A 15013-nucleotide genomic window follows, 5' to 3' on the forward strand; every position below is an offset into this window, starting at 1 on the left:
CGAATACCCGGGAGTACTAGATGGCAGACACACGGCGGGTGCTAACGTCCGTCGTGGAGAGGGAAACAACCCTGACCTCCAGCTAAGGCCCCTAATTCATGGCTAAGTGGGAAAGCAGGTGGGACGACCAAAACAACCAGGAGGTTGGCTTAGAAGCAGCCATCCTTTAAAGATAGCGTAACAGCTCACTGGTCTAATTTAAGTTGTCCTGCGGCGAAGATGTAACGGGGCTCAAGCCATGAGCCGAAGCTGAGGATGCACGTAAGTGCGTGGTAGCGGAGCGTAGTGTGACATAGTTCCATGTGTCCTTACCTTCTTCGGAAGGATTGGACACAAGGAGCTTTCTGTGAAGCCGGCCTGTGAGGGATCCGGTGGAGAGATCACTAGCGAGAATGATGACATGAGTAGCGACAAACAGGGTGAGAGACCCTGTCGCCGAAAGTCCAAGGGTTCCTGCTTAAAGCTAATCTGAGCAGGGTAAGCCGACCCCTAAGGCGAGGCCGAAAGGCGTAGTCGATGGGAACCAGGTTAATATTCCTGGGCCATGTGGTGGTGACGGATTGCGGGTGTTGTCAGACCTTATCGGATTGGTCTGGCAGCTGAGCAGTCCCTGGAAATAGCCCCACTATTAGATCGTACCCTAAACCGACACAGGTGGACTGGTAGAGAATACCAAGGCGCTTGAGAGAACGATGTTGAAGGAACTCGGCAAAATACCTCCGTAAGTTCGCGAGAAGGAGGCCCAGTTTCAACGCAAGTTTTGGCTGGGGGCACAAACCAGGGGGTGGCGACTGTTTACTAAAAACATAGGGCTCTGCGAAGTCGCAAGACGACGTATAGGGTCTGACGCCTGCCCGGTGCCTGAAGGTTAAATGGAGGGGTGCAAGCTCTGAAATGAAGCCCAGGTAAACGGCGGCCGTAACTATAACGGTCCTAAGGTAGCGAAATTCCTTGTCGGGTAAGTTCCGACCTGCACGAATGGCGTAACGACTTCCCCGCTGTCTCCAACATCGACTCAGCGAAATTGAATTGCCTGTCAAGATGCAGGCTTCCCGCGGTTAGACGGAAAGACCCCGTGCACCTTTACTACAGCTTCACACTGGCATCAGGCCAAGCATGTGCAGGATAGGTGGTGGGCTTTGAAACTGTGACGCCAGTCGCAGTGGAGCCTCCCTTGAGATACCACCCTTGCTTTGCTTGATGTCTAACCGCGGTCCGTTATCCGGATCCGGGACCCTGTGTGGTGGGTAGTTTGACTGGGGCGGTCGCCTCCCAAACAGTAACGGAGGCGCGCGAAGGTTGGCTCAGAGCGGTCGGAAATCGCTCGTTGAGTGCAATGGCAGAAGCCAGCCTGACTGCGAGACTGACAAGTCGAGCAGAGTCGAAAGACGGCCATAGTGATCCGGTGGTCCCGAGTGGAAGGGCCATCGCTCAACGGATAAAAGGTACGCCGGGGATAACAGGCTGATGGTGCCCAAGAGTCCATATCGACGGCACCGTTTGGCACCTCGATGTCGGCTCATCTCATCCTGGGGCTGGAGCAGGTCCCAAGGGTACGGCTGTTCGCCGTTTAAAGAGGTACGTGAGCTGGGTTTAGAACGTCGTGAGACAGTTCGGTCCCTATCTGCCGTGGGTGTAGGATACTTGAGAGGAGTTGCCCCTAGTACGAGAGGACCGGGGTGAACGATCCACTGGTGGACCAGTTGTCATGCCAATGGCAGTGCTGGGTAGCTATGATCGGAAAGGATAACCGCTGAAGGCATCTAAGCGGGAAGCCCCCCTCAAAACAAGGTATCCCTGAGAGCCGTGGAAGACCACCACGTCGATAGGCCGGAGATGTAAGTGCAGCAATGCATTCAGTTGACCGGTACTAATTGCTCGATAGGCTTGATTTGATCCAGTAGAAGCGAGGTTTCGCTTCGAACGACAAACAAAAGCATACACAACCCGTGTGGTTGACTTGGAATTTGGTTCTTTCTTGGTGTGGTGGTCATAGCGCGAGCAAAACACCTGGTCCCATCCCGAACCCAGCCGTTAAGTGCCGTAGCGCCGATGGTACTGCGTCTTAAGACGTGGGAGAGTAGGTCACTGCCTCACCTAGTAAGAACCAAATACGTCGGATGCGTCCGGCGGTTTCTCTCATACGATGACATCATCCCATCAGCTCTAAGCTCGAACGTAGGACACGCGCCTGCGTTTTTTTTTGCGTCTGGTCACGACCCTCCGCGACAGCTTTGACCCGCCGATGCTACCTCGCGAGGATCGCATTGATCCAGGCGCGAGCGCCCAGGTCCCGTCGGGCCTCCCGCGCCATGGCCCGCGCCTCTTCAGCCTCCCCTCGTTCGAACGCAGCCAGGATGACCGCGCGATGTCCGAGGTCGCGAAAGCCCAACTCCGAAGCCAGACGATTGCCTAGGTCCTTTGCCAATTCCGGCCGTTTGTGCGCCATCTGGCAGAAAACCCGTCTGACGATGCGCTTAGGCGGGTCCAACGCGTGCACGCGCGCGATTTGCTCGGATGGATCTTCGACGCCAAATAGCTGAATAAGCTGCACCGTGGTTTGAGCAGCCAGCTTCTGCGCATGCGACAGGCTGATCCCCATCACTTCCCCGTCCAATGCGACGTCCGGTGTGTCGGAGGACATGGAGAAACCAGCAGCCGACAGGGCGTCTTCCAACGAAGTGGTGAATTCGGCATCGGCCTGTACCAAAGCGCGGGTGAAATTCAGAGCGAACACGGCCCCCTGTTTCTGTTCCGCGATAAAGCCGGGTTCATCCAGCCGCTCGGCCCACGGCGCGATCTCCGCGACGCGTTCTGCCGGGGTCCATGTCTTCCGCGTCCCGGACCCCATGAATTTCAGGTGGCTTGGAGACGCTGATGACGCGACGCGAACGCGTGGATCGGCATAGAACTTGTGCCACATGTAAATGTCCGACCCCCGCCATTCCGGCGGTGCCGGCGCCCAACCCTCGACAAGACCGAGGTAGGCATCGCGACGATAGGATACGTTGTTGATCCCCCCCAAAAGCAGCGGCACCGGCGCCCACGGCGGGGTCGGGGGCCGAAGGTAGGCATGATTGGCGAAGTCCCACGCGACGCGTCCGCTTTCTTCGACATAGAGCGATCCCGCCATACCGAAATCCGCATCCCGAAGCAGCGACGTGACCTGCGCGAGATGGTCAGGCGCCCAGAGATCATCGTCACCAAGATGACAGACGAACTCCGCTTCACTCTCGCGGATGACCGGATCGCGGTGCGCTTCGCCAAGACGCGCCCCTTTGTCACGTTCGACATACGCGATACGCGGATCCTGCTGCGATATGGCCGCCACGAGTTCGCGGGTGCGCATGGGCGCACCGTCCCCGATGACGACCAGCTTCCAATTCCCGAGATTTTGCTTTCGCACACTATTAAGGGATGCAACGATAGTGTCCGCATGATCGTGCGTCGGACAGATGATGAGCGTGCGTGACATGTGCCGGTTGAAGGTCCGTAATTGGTTCGAAGGAATTTAATCGTGTCGTCTATTCTCGATCTACCCCGAACAGGGTTGAGCGTGCGGCCGGGCAAGCTTTCAGGAAGCTGGATCTTCGAGCCGAAGGCGATCGAGGATGAGCGCGGTTTTTTTGCGGAAACGCAACGCGCCGACATGATCGAAGAGGTGCTGGGGCGCCCCTACCGCTACGCTCAAACCAACCACGTGCATTCGAAGGCGGGAACCTTGCGGGGATTTCGGGCCGAACCCTGGGACAAGTTCCTGTATGTCGTGCGGGGCACCGCATTGATCGTCCTGGTGGATCCGCGCCGCGACAGCCCGACCTTCCGTCAACACGAAACGTTCCTGATGGGCGACGCTCCCGGCCAGCGATCCCGGCTGATCGTGGAGCGCGGCCTTGCCAACGCGGTCTATTTTTACACGGACGCAGATTACCTCAACGACGTGTCGGCACCCTACGACGGCAAGATGCGAAACGGGTTCCGCTGGAACGACCCCAGCCTTGGGATCGACTGGCCGATCGGCCAGCCGACCATTTCACCCAGCGACGCTCAACTGGATGATTTCGATACATTTCTTGAAACATACTGAGGCCATTGACCGTCCCGGCCAATGGACGACGCTTGCCTCTAAAAGCCTCGAAGGGCGCCAGGCCTCCCGCTGAATAATCAGCTCCTCGCACAGGCGTCAGCCTTGGGTTTCCAGCACTTCGACGCCGAGCACCGTGGGCAGATGACGCGCAATCTCGGTCCAGCTTTCCCCTTCATCGGTCGACGCAAATATCGACCCGGAGTTCGTGCCGAAATAAAGCCCTGCACGATCCTGCGTGTCCCCGGCCATCGCCTGCCGAAGCACGGTGAAGAAACACTTCTCCTGAGGCAGCCCCTCGCGCATCGCTTTCCAGCTTTCACCACCGTCGGTGGTTTTCCAGACCGCCGCTGACGCATCCGGAGGGAACCGACCTTCCATGTCACCGTTGAGAGGGATCGTCCAGGCGGTCATGGGGTCCCGAGGATGGACGCGGATTGGAAACCCGAAGGTCGACGGCAGGCCGCCGGTGATGTCGCGCCAACTGCGCCCCCCATCGTTCGACCGATAGACGCCGTGATGGTTCTGTTGATAAAGGATGTCGCCGTCGCCGCCGGGCGCGCGCACCATGTTGTGCACGCAATGGCCCGTCTCGTTGCCGTCGCCGGCAGCCGGGTGATCGGACTGACCATGCGAATGCGTATTGTCCCGCCGATTTAACCGCGACCAGGAGCTTCCGCCGTCTTCTGTCCCAAAGACACCGGCCGCAGAAATCGCGATCCACATATGATCCGGATTACCCGGATGAGGCACGATCGTGTGGAGGTTCAGCCCCGCCGCACCGGGACTCCAGCTCTCACGCTCGGGGAAATTGGCGAGTCCCTCGGTCATCTCCCAGGTCGCTCCACCGTCGCTCGAGACGAAAAGCTGCGCAGGCTTGGAGCCGGCATAAAGCTTGTCTTCGACCGGGCAAAGCGACCAGATCGCATCAATCTGGCCGGTAAAGGGCGCATCGGGCGGAACGCCTCCGATCATTTCCGCGAACCCCGGATCGTTCGCCGCCCATTCCGCCATCGAGCCGTTCGACATCTGCGACAGCTCCCAGTTCTCGCCGCCATCGGTCGAACGCCAGACCCCGGCACCAGACCATTCGCCCCCGCCCCCGGCCCACAGCGTTCCGGTCGCGGGATCACCGACGACATGGTTGATGGGCCATAGGTCGCAATGCGGCCCGGTCAACGCCCATTCCTGCCGCGACTCGTCCGATGTGAGGATGAACGCGCCTTTCGTAGTGCCCACCAGCACCCGCACCTGTTCGCTCATGTCTTTCTCCCAAAAAAGATAGATCGAGCGTATCACGATTCGTGGTGTCGGCCGTATTTTCTGTTTGGACTTAGCGTGTTGGGCGTATCGGCCGTTATGAAGATTTATGCGCCGACCCCCTTGCAGTCCTCCTGCCTTTGAAATACATCACCCGAACGATTGGCGCGGGGTGGAGCAGCCCGGTAGCTCGTCAGGCTCATAACCTGAAGGTCGTAGGTTCAAATCCTACCCCCGCAACCAATCTAGGCACCAAATGGCATGGCGCATTTCCCCAAAAATCAGAATTGACCAAGCGTCTAAAGACTCAGAGTCGATGTCGTCAGCCCAATCGTTTCAACAGCGCCGATACTTCGGCTTCGAACTGTGCCGGCGCATCCCTGTCACCCTTGAGAAACGCCTGAAGGTGGAAGCGGAAAAAGCTGTCCAGCATCAGGTAAGTCGGACGCGCCTGATCCTGTGATACGCCGGTTCTGGACAGAAACGTCGCGACAAGGTTGATAAGACCATCTTCGATGTCCGCCACGACCTCTTCGAATGCCGGGTCGAACATGGCTTGCGTCCGTATGTCATACCAGAGCCGATGAGTTTCGGCGTCACGTCGGATCGAGAGCGCGAGGCCCTTGATGAACCGGTCGGCCAGTTGTTCAGGTTCGACATCGGCTTCGAGGATCGACCCCATGTCCGCGACGAACCCCACCTTGTAGCGACGCACGCAATAGGTGATCAGATCGACCTTGTCTTCGAAATAATAGTGCAGCGTTCCGACCGCGACACCCGACATCTCGGCAATGTCACGCAGGCTGGTGCGCGCATAGCCAAGTTGTTTGAGCGCGGTGATCGCGTGATCGGCGAGCTCATCCTTCTTGCGAGCCCGCTTCGCGGATTTGGCTTCGGCCTTTTCCGCAAGGCGGGCGATTTTGTCGAGTTTGGTCACGAGCGACGGGCCTTTGTCTTATCCACGCAAGGCATTGGCGAATATGCGTGGCAATTTCAACCAGCTTGGCTTGTGCTGGAACGCAGTCAATAACCGCCCGACGACATGCTGTCGCCGGTTTGTTACGAACCACGGCGGGCGCGGCAGAAGCGTGAACTGTCCCGACAGAACACCACGCGGAAACGGCCGCCAGGGTGCGGTGACGACCACCCGCTCGGGCTTGTCGAACATGAAGGTGTTGTGCGCAAAGCCGATCCCGCTCCCCACATCGTCCAGAGTATGACCCGGGAATGCGCCCCAAGGACAGGCGGTGGCGAGAAAGGCAAGGCCCGTCCACGCGTTCACCGCGATGGTGCCATAACGAAGGTCCGCTATGATGTCCTCGAACCGCGCGCGCCCGATCTGGCGAATGGTGCGGGGGTGGATCACGATATTCGCGCCCAGCGTGCCGTGCAGCGTGTCGTTGGCATAACGGATCGCTTCGATCAGATAGGCCTCCGGGTCGGCCGCGTGAATCTCATAGGTCGAAAGCGCCGGTGCGAACACTTCGTTCTCCGTGAACCAGCTTGTCCCCTCACCGACGGAGGTCACGACCAAGTCGGGTGCTTCACCACGGTCGAAAGTGGTGGCCTTTGCAGAATGATCCGCAAACCCCGCCATGCGGTCGGCGGCGCCCGGATAATACGCCTGCCGCGCGTCCATCTCGCGCATGACCTTTTGCAGGGCCTGCATCAGATCGTCTTTCTGGTCCCAGCTCCGGGGCAGAACCAGCATCTGACAGGCAACGCAGTTGAAGCCGGAGTTATGCAGTTTCTGGGTCGCCAGATGTTCCGCCTGAAACCTGATGTCCGCTCGCGACCAGTTCCCCGGCACCACGATGGTCGGGCAGACCGCGCCAAGCTCGGACGTGATCGGTTTTGTCAGCTTGGGCGTGCCAGCGGCCTTGTTCTTGGCACCTTCCTCGCCCGGACCCCAAACGATCACGTCATGCGATGCGGCGGCGCCGGTGATGTGGATTTCATCCACGAGATCATGGGTGCACAGGTATCCGCCCACCTCGGCCCCGCCCCTCACGATCCGAAGCGCGTCGCGGTCGATGAGAGGCTTCAGTGCGGCTTCGAGGAAAGGCGTCAGGTAATCGTTCACCGGGTTCATTTTCAAAATGACCACCTTGTGCTCGCCAAACGCTTTCTGGAACACGTCCAGCGGCGCGATGGAGGCGATGTTGCCCGCGCCCAGCACCAGCGCAACGCCTCCCTCGCGCGCGTCTGGCGCGGTGTCATAGGCGGACGCGGTTTGCGCGGGCAACGCGGCCTCGTCCACCCCCGGCTCCATCCAGACATCGGCGCTGACCCCGGACAACAACAGGCGGTCCCAGATCGAATGGGGCAGGACGCGCACGGCCAATTGCCCGTTCGCGGTGGTCCGTTTGGGCAGGTGATCCAGAAACGCCTTACCGTCCATGCCCGCCAAGGTCTGCATCAACCCGTTGCAGGCCGACATCACGGCATAGGGCCCTGAAATCCATTCCTCACCCGCCAACGGCGACCCCGCTGGTATGAGTTTGCGGCGCGCAGCCATTTCCGCCCAGCCCTCGGATACCTCCAGAAGCCGATCCTTGATGTCCGCCAGAACCGCGATGCGCTCGGCGTTCGAGGTCCGCGCCCAGCCAACTGCGCCGGCGGTCAGCGTGGCGAGGTCGCGGTCCAGAGCGGAGAAATCCGGGGCGATGTCGGCAGTGATCTTGTTCATGGCTTACGTCTCCTCCAAAAGCACGTCGCCGTAAGATTCGCGCAACTTGTTCTTGAGCACTTTGCCGGTTGCCCCAAGCGGCAAGTCGTCGACGAAAATCACCCGATCCGGCACCTGCCAATGGGCGACCTTGCCCTCGAAGCTCGCCAGCACATCGGCCTCGTCGGGTGTTTCGCCTTCGGCAGCGACCGCGACGATCACCGGGCGCTCGTCCCATTTCGGATGACGCGCGGCGATGGCGGCGGCATTGGACACCTTTGGATGCGCGATGGCGATGTTCTCAAGCTCCACGGTCGAAATCCACTCGCCACCAGACTTGATGATGTCCTTCGACCTGTCGCGGATCACCATGTAGCCATCGGCATCCAGCGTGGCGACATCGCCCGTGTCGAACCAACCGTCATTTGTCAGGGCGCTGCCATCTTGCCCGAAATAGCTTTCGACGACCCAATGACCGCGAATTTGCAGCTCACCTTGCGTCTCGCCGTCACGCGGCAATTCGGCCCCATTCTCGTCCACGATCCGAAGCTCGACACCCCAGGGCGGACGCCCCTGGCCTTCGCGTAGTTTGGCCTGCGTGTCCTCACTCAGCCCGTCGTGCTTTTGCAGGAGTTGGTTCAGCGTCCCCAAAGGCGAGGTTTCGGTCATACCCCAGGCATGGATCAGTTCCACGCCATAGCCGTCGCGGAAGTCGCGGATCATCGACGGGGGCAGGGCGGACCCACCGACGACTGTGCGCTTCATCGACGACGGCTTGATGCCCGTCGATTTGAGCGCGGCCAGAAGCCCCATCCAGATCGTCGGCACGCCCAAAGACAGCGTGACCTGCTCCGCGTCGATCAGCTTGGCAAGGCTCTCGCCGTCGAGGTTCGGCCCCGGCATCACCAGCTTGGACCCGACCGAGGCGGCGATATAGGGCACGCCCCACGCGTTCACGTGGAACATCGGCACGACCGGCATCACCGTATCCCGCGCCGCGATGTTCAGACCGTCGGGTTGGTTTCCGCCAATCGAATGCAGCACCAGTGACCTGTGCGAATATTGCACACCCTTCGGGTTCCCCGTGGTGCCCGATGTGTAGCACAAAGCTGCAGGCGCGTTCTCGTCGAGTTCGGGCCAGCCATCTGACGGGTCAGCCTCGGCAACGAGCTCGTCGTAGAACAAAAGCCCTTCGACCTGACCGGCGGCTTCATCGTCGCGCGGCCCCATGAACACGTAATGCTTCACCGTCTTCAGGTGCTCGCCCAGCTTGGCTGCGACCGGAAGGAAAGTGCGATCGAGAAACAGCACTTCGTCCTCGGCGTGGTTGAGGATGTAGATCATCTGTTCGGGTGTCAGACGCGGGTTAATCGTGTGTGTCACGCGGCCCCCCGCGCCAATGCCGAAATAGAGTTCCAGATGTCGTCGGTTGTTCCACGCGATGGTCGCGCAGCGCGCGCCGTCGGAAACGCCGAGCGTATCCAGCGCGGCCTTGATCCGTCGCGCATTCTCGCCGACGGCACCCCATGTGGTGCGGGCCTTGGTCCCGTCCGTTTCGACCGAAACGATCTCGGTTCCCGCATGGTATTTCTCGGCATGCGCGATCAGGGACCCGGTGGTCAGCGCTTTCGTCATCATCGTGCCGGACATGATGTCCTCCTTCATTCTGCTGCGATTGCGGCGGGCTTGATGCCCCGGATCATGTCGGCGGCACGTTCCGCGATCATGATCGTTGGCGCATTGGTGTTGCCGCCTATGAGCGTCGGCATGACCGAGGCGTCTATGACACGCAGCCCTTCCATGCCGTGGACTTTCAACTCGGGGTCGACCACCGCCATGTCGTCGACACCCATCTTGCAGGTCCCGACCGGGTGATAGATTGTATCGGCCCGCGCCCGGATGTGGCTTTCCCACTCCGCGTCGCTCATGCCGTCTTTCACGCCGAACAATTCCTTGTGGCGATACTGCTTCATCGCGGGCGCCTGCAATATCTCGCGCGTCATCTTCGCGCCCCTGATCGTGGTTTCCAGATCGCGAGGATCGGTCAGGAATTGCGGATCGATCCCCGGCGCCGCCATCGGGTCGCCGCTTTCGAGGAACACCTCGCCGCGGCTGTGGGGCCTCAATGCGCAGACATGGCAGGAGAACCCGTACCCCATGTGCAGTTTTCGGGCGTGGTCGTCGACGATGGAGATCACGAAATGAAGCTGGATGTCCGGCCGGTCGAGCGCGGGGTCAGTCTTCAGGAATCCGGCCCCCTCGGCAAAGGGCGTCGCGATCATCGAATTGCCGTGCTTCCGCCACTTCAGAATGTGCTTGGTCAACCCGATGGTGCCTGCCAGCCCGATTCCGAAATTGTCGGTGTCCTTGGACGTGTAGGCGAGGATGAAATCGAGGTGATCCTGCAGGTTCTTGCCGACCCCCGGCAACTCATGGACCACATTTATCCCGTGACGCTGAATGTCTTCGGCCACGCCGATGCCGGACAGTTGAAGGAGTTGCGGTGAGTTGAAGGCCCCTCCGCACAGCAGCACCTCTCTGTGTGCCTTCACCTGATGATCCGTCCGACCTTTGCGATATGCGACGCCCGTTGCTCGCTTGCCCTCGGTCAGGATTTTCGTCGCATGTGCGCCCGTGATGATGGTCAGGTTCTTGCGGCTCTTCTGGATCGGGTGCAGGTATGCCGCCGCCGCCGAGCACCGCTCGCCATTGCGCGCCTCGTCGTGGAATTGCGTGACCTGGTACAGCCCGACGCCTTCGTTGTCGCCGGTATTGAAATCCTCGATCTCACGATGCTGGCACTCGGTCGCCGCCTTAACGAAAGCGCGGCTCATCGGGCGTGGCGCCTTCTGGTTCGAGACATGCAGCGGTCCGGATGCGCCGTGGAAATCCCCGGCACCGTCCACGTTGTTCTCGGCGCGTTTGAAATAGGGAAGGCACTCGTTCCACGACCACCCATCGCAGCCCAGGTCGGCCCAACCGTCATAGTCGGTCTTGTGGCCGCGGACATAAAGCATGGCGTTGATCGCGCTCGATCCGCCCAGGGCCTTGCCGCGCGGTTGGTATCCCCGGCGACCGTTCAGCCCGGGCTGGGGCACGGTTTCGTAGGCCCAGTTCGAAATCTTGCCATAACCCGGCAAAATCGCGACGGTCCCCGCCGGGGCGCGTATCAGGATGTGGTCCCCGTTCCCGCCCGCTTCCAACAGGCACACGGACACCGAAGGGTCCTCGGTTAGCCGAGCTGCAAGCGTCGAACCGGCCGAACCGCCTCCGACGATCACGTAATCAAACGCCGTCTTGTCGGGCATTTCAAATCCTCCCTGAACAGAGCCTCCTCGCTCTGGCCTTATGCGAACATATTTTTTGAACAATTGTCCAGAAAATTTGTCCAGTAAAATAGATCGGTCGGAAAATATAGCATTGCGAATGAGTTATAGAAGTTCATAGCCCGGGCACGACCTTCACTTCCTCCGCATGAACGCGCGATCCAGGTCAGCCGGGTTGATTCTCCGGGACGGGTTTGAAGCCGACCAGGCGCGCACATACGGGTTCGTCCAGATCCGGGTCCGGTGCCCCGCGCGTCGTCAGGAAGCGTTCAGCGAAACACGGGATGCCAGCGAAGCGTGCACCTTCTCGAGCACACGAAAGAACACATCGCGCTCTTCGGGAGGGATCCCGTCCATGATCTGATCGTTCATCGGTACCGAAATCGCACGAATATTCGCGACCATCTGGTGTCCTTCCGACGTCAGGGTGATCGCATTCATGCGTCGGTCGCCCGGCACCCGCTGGCGTTCGATGAACCCCTGCGCCTCGAGTGACTTGGTCAACTTCGCGATGGCCGATTTCTTCATCGCAAGGTTCTCGGCGAGGTCGTTCTGCGAGATGCCGGGATTCACCCAGATAAGGCACAGGATGCCGATACTCCCGCTTTCCAGTTCAAGAGGCCCGCGTATCGAAACCCCGAACGACCGCAGCATCGCGTTGAGATTCCGGATCATGAACGGGAGGTCGCAGGTTAATGGGCCGAGTATGACCTTCTGTTTTTGGGTGTCATCGCTGTCCGCCACATGAAATCCTTTCCTGTGCCGTCAGGTTTCAAAAATCCCCTGCCGAATGCAAGTGCCTTGATGCCCGTTAAGTTCATTTCGTTAACGAATAATGCAGGTCGCACTCAGCGCTTTCCAATCTGTCGAACAGGAACCCGGCACCGGCGACCGCGGGCCTCGCGTAAATCCCACAAGGGGTTGCAAGAGACGCAGCAGGCGCACGACCCACTTGGCCGGGCTCGGGTGCGTTAGTTCACCCGTGAACATATCCTGAGTTGTCGGACGGATAATAGTGCCTCGCTCAAAACCGTCTGGCCACCGGGCAATCGGCTGCTTTCTTCGTGGAAAACCCAAAAGTCGGTTTGGGGTTCGTCGCTCATTGCGTCTATCATCAGCCTGTTAACGGGGAGGCTGCCATGTATGCGTTGCGCAGATTCGCGGTGCGACGGTCGCGCCAGTTCGAATGGATCTACCAGCGGCTCGAATCCGTTCTGGTCGCGCTCGACCCGCTGTTGTCCCGCATAGGCTATGGCCGGCTGGAACGCCCCGCCGCGTTCGTTGAGCGCCTCGCGAAAGGTCTCATGTTCGATTGCCGGATGTGTGGCCAATGCGTTCTTTCCTCAACCGGTATGTCCTGCCCGATGAATTGCCCGAAACAATTGCGCAATGGACCCTGCGGAGGCGTACGCCCCGGCGGTTATTGCGAGGTGAAACCTGACATGCGCTGCGTCTGGGTCGAAGCTTGGGACGGCGCGACCCGTATGAAACGTGGCGAGAAAATCTCGGTCGTCCTTCCCCCGGTCGACAGGCGTCTGGAAGGAAGCTCGTCCTGGCTTCGCGCAAGTCGCGAACGGGTGGCGAACCTCAAGGAATCGTCCGAAAGCAACCGAACCGCGCTCGCGCGGGCCTACCCCGAAGCCCGCCACAGCGCGCCGACCTCCGCGCCCCTGACCGACGAGACGCGCAAGGAAGGTGCCGCCAGATGAGCATGTTCTACTCGGATCCGAACGCGATCCGTCCCTATGAGTCCATTCCCGAGGGCCACAAGGCGGGCTCGGTGCTCGAACGCACGCTCAGGAACGGCGAATTTGCGGTCACGTCCGAGTTGAACCCGCCCGACAGCGCCGATCCCGAGGATGTGTTCGCCGCCGCGAAACCGCTTGCGGAAGTGACCGACGCGATCAACGCGACCGACGCGTCCGGCGCGAATTGTCATATGTCCTCGATCGGAATCTGCTCGCTCCTGACCCGGACCGGGCATGGTTCGGTCTATCAGATCTCCTGCCGCGACCGGAACCGCATCGCGATACAGGGCGACGTGCTCGGCGCGGCGGCGATGGGGGTGCGCAACGTGCTCTGTCTGACCGGCGACGACGTGGGCGCAGGAGACCAACCGGGCGCGAAACCCGTGTTCGATCTCGACTCCGTTTCGCTGATCCGATTGATCCGGACCATGCGCGACGAGGGCAGGTTCCTGTCCGGACGCCAGATCACGAAACCTCCTCGGCTGTTCATTGGCGCGGCGGAAAACCCCTGCGTTGACCCGATCGAGTTTCGCGCCGAGCGTCTTGCGAAAAAGGTCGAGGCGGGCGCTGACTTCATTCAGACCAATTATATTTTCGACATTCCCCGGTTCGAACGTTTCATGGCCCGTGTGCGCGACATGGGTCTGGACAAGCGGGTCTTCATCCTCGCGGGCGTCGGTCCGCTCGCCTCTGCAAAGGCCGCCCGCTGGATGCGCTCGAACGTGCCGGGCATCCACATCCCCGACCCGGTGATCGACCGACTCGAGAAAGCCGAGAAACCGGGCGACGAGGGCGCGCGCATCTGTGTCGAGTTGATCCAGCAGGTGAAAGAGATCGCCGGCGTCTCGGGCGTGCACATCATGGCCTATCGCCGCGAACACCTCGTCGCCGACATCTTGCGTGAGGCCGGCATCGCCCGGACGCGCAAGGAAACTGTCTGACGTGCGGCGGAACATTTCGGTGCGTCCGGCTCACATAGAAACCATCGTCGCGATTGCCGAAGCGGGTTCGCTCCGCGCGGCGGCCGAGATGCTGGGCAAGACGCAGCCGGCATTGACCAAGGTGCTCAAGATTGCCGAGGACGAGTTGGGCGCACGGATCTTCACCCGTGCCGCGCGCGGCGTCGAACCGACCGAGATCGGGCGCGTGATCATCGCTCGTGCGCGCATCATTCAGGCCGAGATGCGCAACCTCGACGAAGAGGTGCAGCAAATTCAGGGCGCGCGGATCGGGACCCTGCACGTCACCGTGTCGCCACTCGCGGCCGTCAGGATCGTGCCGCAGGTGATGGACCGTTTCCGCCGCAAGTTTCCGGATGTCCGCGTGCAGGTTGCGGGCGGACATCCTCCGTCGACGATGGCAACGCTGCGCTCGGGCGACACCGATATCGTAATCGGCCCCGAACCTCCGGCAGACGGGCGGTCGGGTCTGAATGTCCGCTCGCTCTTCAGTTCGCCCTTGTCGGTCATAACCGGCGTCAACTCTCGCTTTCTGCACGCTACGAAACTGTCGGACCTCACCGATGCCGAGTGGGTGATGATCGGCCCACGCGACCGGGTGTTCGGCATCGGGCAGGATTTTACGGCGAGGGGTCTCGCACCGCCAAAGCCGACGACCGCTTCGGATTCGATCACGACCCTGCTCGCCATGATCGAGGGCAGCGACCGCCTCTGCTCCTTCCCGGCCCTTCTCCTGGACGAGGTCGAGCCGCGCTGGCGCATCGCACGCCTTCCTCTCGAAGATCGGCTGAATCCCGTCGAGATCGGCTTGATGACGCGTGCGGACCGCCCCCTCACGCCAGCCGGTCGCAGTTTCGCCGAAGCCGTGTCAGCACAGGCCGCGACCATCGGGAGCGGCGATAACGATAACCAAAAGTAATATCTATGAAGATAAATTTCTTCTGAGTTATCCCTTCGGATGCTACGCT

The 15013-nt window shown here is 60.5% G+C and carries 11 protein-coding genes, 1 tRNA gene and 2 rRNA genes (1 of these 14 only partly in view); 7 read left to right on the top strand and 7 right to left on the bottom strand.

Going from position 1 to position 15013, the window contains the following annotated elements; translation table 11 throughout:
* Both KJP28_RS15365 and rrf read left to right on the top strand, forming a co-directional pair.
* Positions 1–1895: ribosomal RNA gene (locus KJP28_RS15365) — 23S ribosomal RNA — on the top strand; it begins 937 nt to the left of the window's first position.
* An 87-nt stretch (positions 1896–1982) separates the two neighbouring features.
* A 5S ribosomal RNA gene (gene rrf, locus KJP28_RS15370) occupies positions 1983–2097 on the top strand.
* Positions 2098–2248: 151 nt separating this feature from the next.
* Here rrf and KJP28_RS15375 read toward each other — a convergent pair.
* Positions 2249–3475: a glycosyltransferase family 2 protein gene (locus tag KJP28_RS15375; RefSeq protein WP_218393517.1), complete on the bottom strand. Its 1227-nt coding sequence runs from the start codon at positions 3473–3475 to the stop codon at positions 2249–2251.
* A 42-nt stretch (positions 3476–3517) separates the two neighbouring features.
* On the opposite strand from KJP28_RS15375, the gene KJP28_RS15380 reads away from it, so the two are divergent.
* Positions 3518–4087 carry a dTDP-4-dehydrorhamnose 3,5-epimerase family protein gene (locus tag KJP28_RS15380; RefSeq protein WP_218393518.1) on the top strand — a complete coding sequence of 190 codons (570 nt, stop codon included), beginning with the start codon at positions 3518–3520 and terminating at the stop codon, positions 4085–4087.
* A 96-nt stretch (positions 4088–4183) separates the two neighbouring features.
* Here the strand turns inward: KJP28_RS15380 and KJP28_RS15385 are convergent, their stop codons facing one another.
* Positions 4184–5347 carry a WD40/YVTN/BNR-like repeat-containing protein gene (locus KJP28_RS15385; RefSeq protein ID WP_218393519.1) on the bottom strand — a complete coding sequence of 388 codons (1164 nt, stop codon included), beginning with the start codon at positions 5345–5347 and terminating at the stop codon, positions 4184–4186.
* Between the two features lie 163 nt (positions 5348–5510).
* On the opposite strand from KJP28_RS15385, the gene KJP28_RS15390 reads away from it, so the two are divergent.
* Positions 5511–5587 (top strand) — tRNA-Met (locus KJP28_RS15390).
* A gap of 79 nt (positions 5588–5666) precedes the next feature.
* Here the strand turns inward: KJP28_RS15390 and KJP28_RS15395 are convergent.
* From KJP28_RS15395 to KJP28_RS15415, 5 genes are all read right to left on the bottom strand, one after another.
* Positions 5667–6281: a TetR/AcrR family transcriptional regulator gene (locus tag KJP28_RS15395; protein ID WP_218393520.1), complete on the bottom strand. Its 615-nt coding sequence runs from the start codon at positions 6279–6281 to the stop codon at positions 5667–5669.
* An 18-nt stretch (positions 6282–6299) separates the two neighbouring features.
* Positions 6300–8033: an aldehyde dehydrogenase family protein gene (locus tag KJP28_RS15400; RefSeq protein ID WP_218393521.1), complete on the bottom strand. Its 1734-nt coding sequence runs from the start codon at positions 8031–8033 to the stop codon at positions 6300–6302.
* Positions 8034–8036: 3 nt separating this feature from the next.
* The gene (locus tag KJP28_RS15405) at positions 8037–9662 is read right to left on the bottom strand and encodes a long-chain fatty acid--CoA ligase (protein ID WP_218393522.1); all 1626 of its coding nucleotides are present in this window, start codon (positions 9660–9662) and stop codon (positions 8037–8039) included.
* A gap of 11 nt (positions 9663–9673) precedes the next feature.
* Complete coding sequence (locus KJP28_RS15410) at positions 9674–11320, bottom strand: GMC family oxidoreductase (RefSeq protein WP_218393523.1); 1647 nt, start codon at positions 11318–11320, stop codon at positions 9674–9676.
* A 276-nt stretch (positions 11321–11596) separates the two neighbouring features.
* On the bottom strand, positions 11597–12013 hold the full coding sequence (locus KJP28_RS15415) for a MarR family winged helix-turn-helix transcriptional regulator (RefSeq protein WP_218393524.1): 417 nt from the start codon (positions 12011–12013) through the stop codon (positions 11597–11599).
* Between the two features lie 464 nt (positions 12014–12477).
* Here KJP28_RS15415 and KJP28_RS15420 point away from each other — a divergent pair, with 464 nt between their 5' ends.
* The 3 genes from KJP28_RS15420 to KJP28_RS15430 are packed head-to-tail and all read left to right on the top strand — an operon-like array spanning position 12478 to position 14964.
* Positions 12478–13047 carry a methylenetetrahydrofolate reductase C-terminal domain-containing protein gene (locus tag KJP28_RS15420; RefSeq protein ID WP_218393525.1) on the top strand — a complete coding sequence of 190 codons (570 nt, stop codon included), beginning with the start codon at positions 12478–12480 and terminating at the stop codon, positions 13045–13047.
* Positions 13044–14027, top strand: a complete 984-nt coding sequence (locus tag KJP28_RS15425) for a methylenetetrahydrofolate reductase (RefSeq protein WP_218393526.1) — start codon at positions 13044–13046, stop codon at positions 14025–14027. The genes KJP28_RS15420 and KJP28_RS15425 overlap by 4 nt, the downstream gene beginning before the upstream one ends.
* Before the next feature lies 1 nt (position 14028).
* Positions 14029–14964 (top strand): LysR family transcriptional regulator, encoded by a 936-nt coding sequence (locus KJP28_RS15430; RefSeq protein WP_218393527.1) that lies wholly within the window; start codon positions 14029–14031, stop codon positions 14962–14964.
* Positions 14965–15013 lie beyond the last annotated feature (49 nt).

Origin of the sequence: Maritimibacter dapengensis (assembly GCF_019218265.1) — a bacterium.
Classification (GTDB): domain Bacteria; phylum Pseudomonadota; class Alphaproteobacteria; order Rhodobacterales; family Rhodobacteraceae; genus Maritimibacter; species Maritimibacter dapengensis.

What these genes read in the sequence shown, in the direction of transcription:
- KJP28_RS15375 (WP_218393517.1), bottom strand. Translation starts at nt 3,475, where the DNA reads ATGTCACGCACGCTCATCATCTGTCCGACGCACGATCATGCGGACACT.
- KJP28_RS15385 (WP_218393519.1), bottom strand. Translation starts at nt 5,347, where the DNA reads ATGAGCGAACAGGTGCGGGTGCTGGTGGGCACTACGAAAGGCGCGTTC.
- KJP28_RS15400 (WP_218393521.1), bottom strand. Translation starts at nt 8,033, where the DNA reads ATGAACAAGATCACTGCCGACATCGCCCCGGATTTCTCCGCTCTGGAC.
- KJP28_RS15405 (WP_218393522.1), bottom strand. Translation starts at nt 9,662, where the DNA reads ATGTCCGGCACGATGATGACGAAAGCGCTGACCACCGGGTCCCTGATC.
- KJP28_RS15410 (WP_218393523.1), bottom strand. Translation starts at nt 11,320, where the DNA reads ATGCCCGACAAGACGGCGTTTGATTACGTGATCGTCGGAGGCGGTTCG.
- KJP28_RS15415 (WP_218393524.1), bottom strand. Translation starts at nt 12,013, where the DNA reads ATGATCCGGAATCTCAACGCGATGCTGCGGTCGTTCGGGGTTTCGATA.
- KJP28_RS15420 (WP_218393525.1), top strand. Translation starts at nt 12,478, where the DNA reads ATGTATGCGTTGCGCAGATTCGCGGTGCGACGGTCGCGCCAGTTCGAA.
- KJP28_RS15425 (WP_218393526.1), top strand. Translation starts at nt 13,044, where the DNA reads ATGAGCATGTTCTACTCGGATCCGAACGCGATCCGTCCCTATGAGTCC.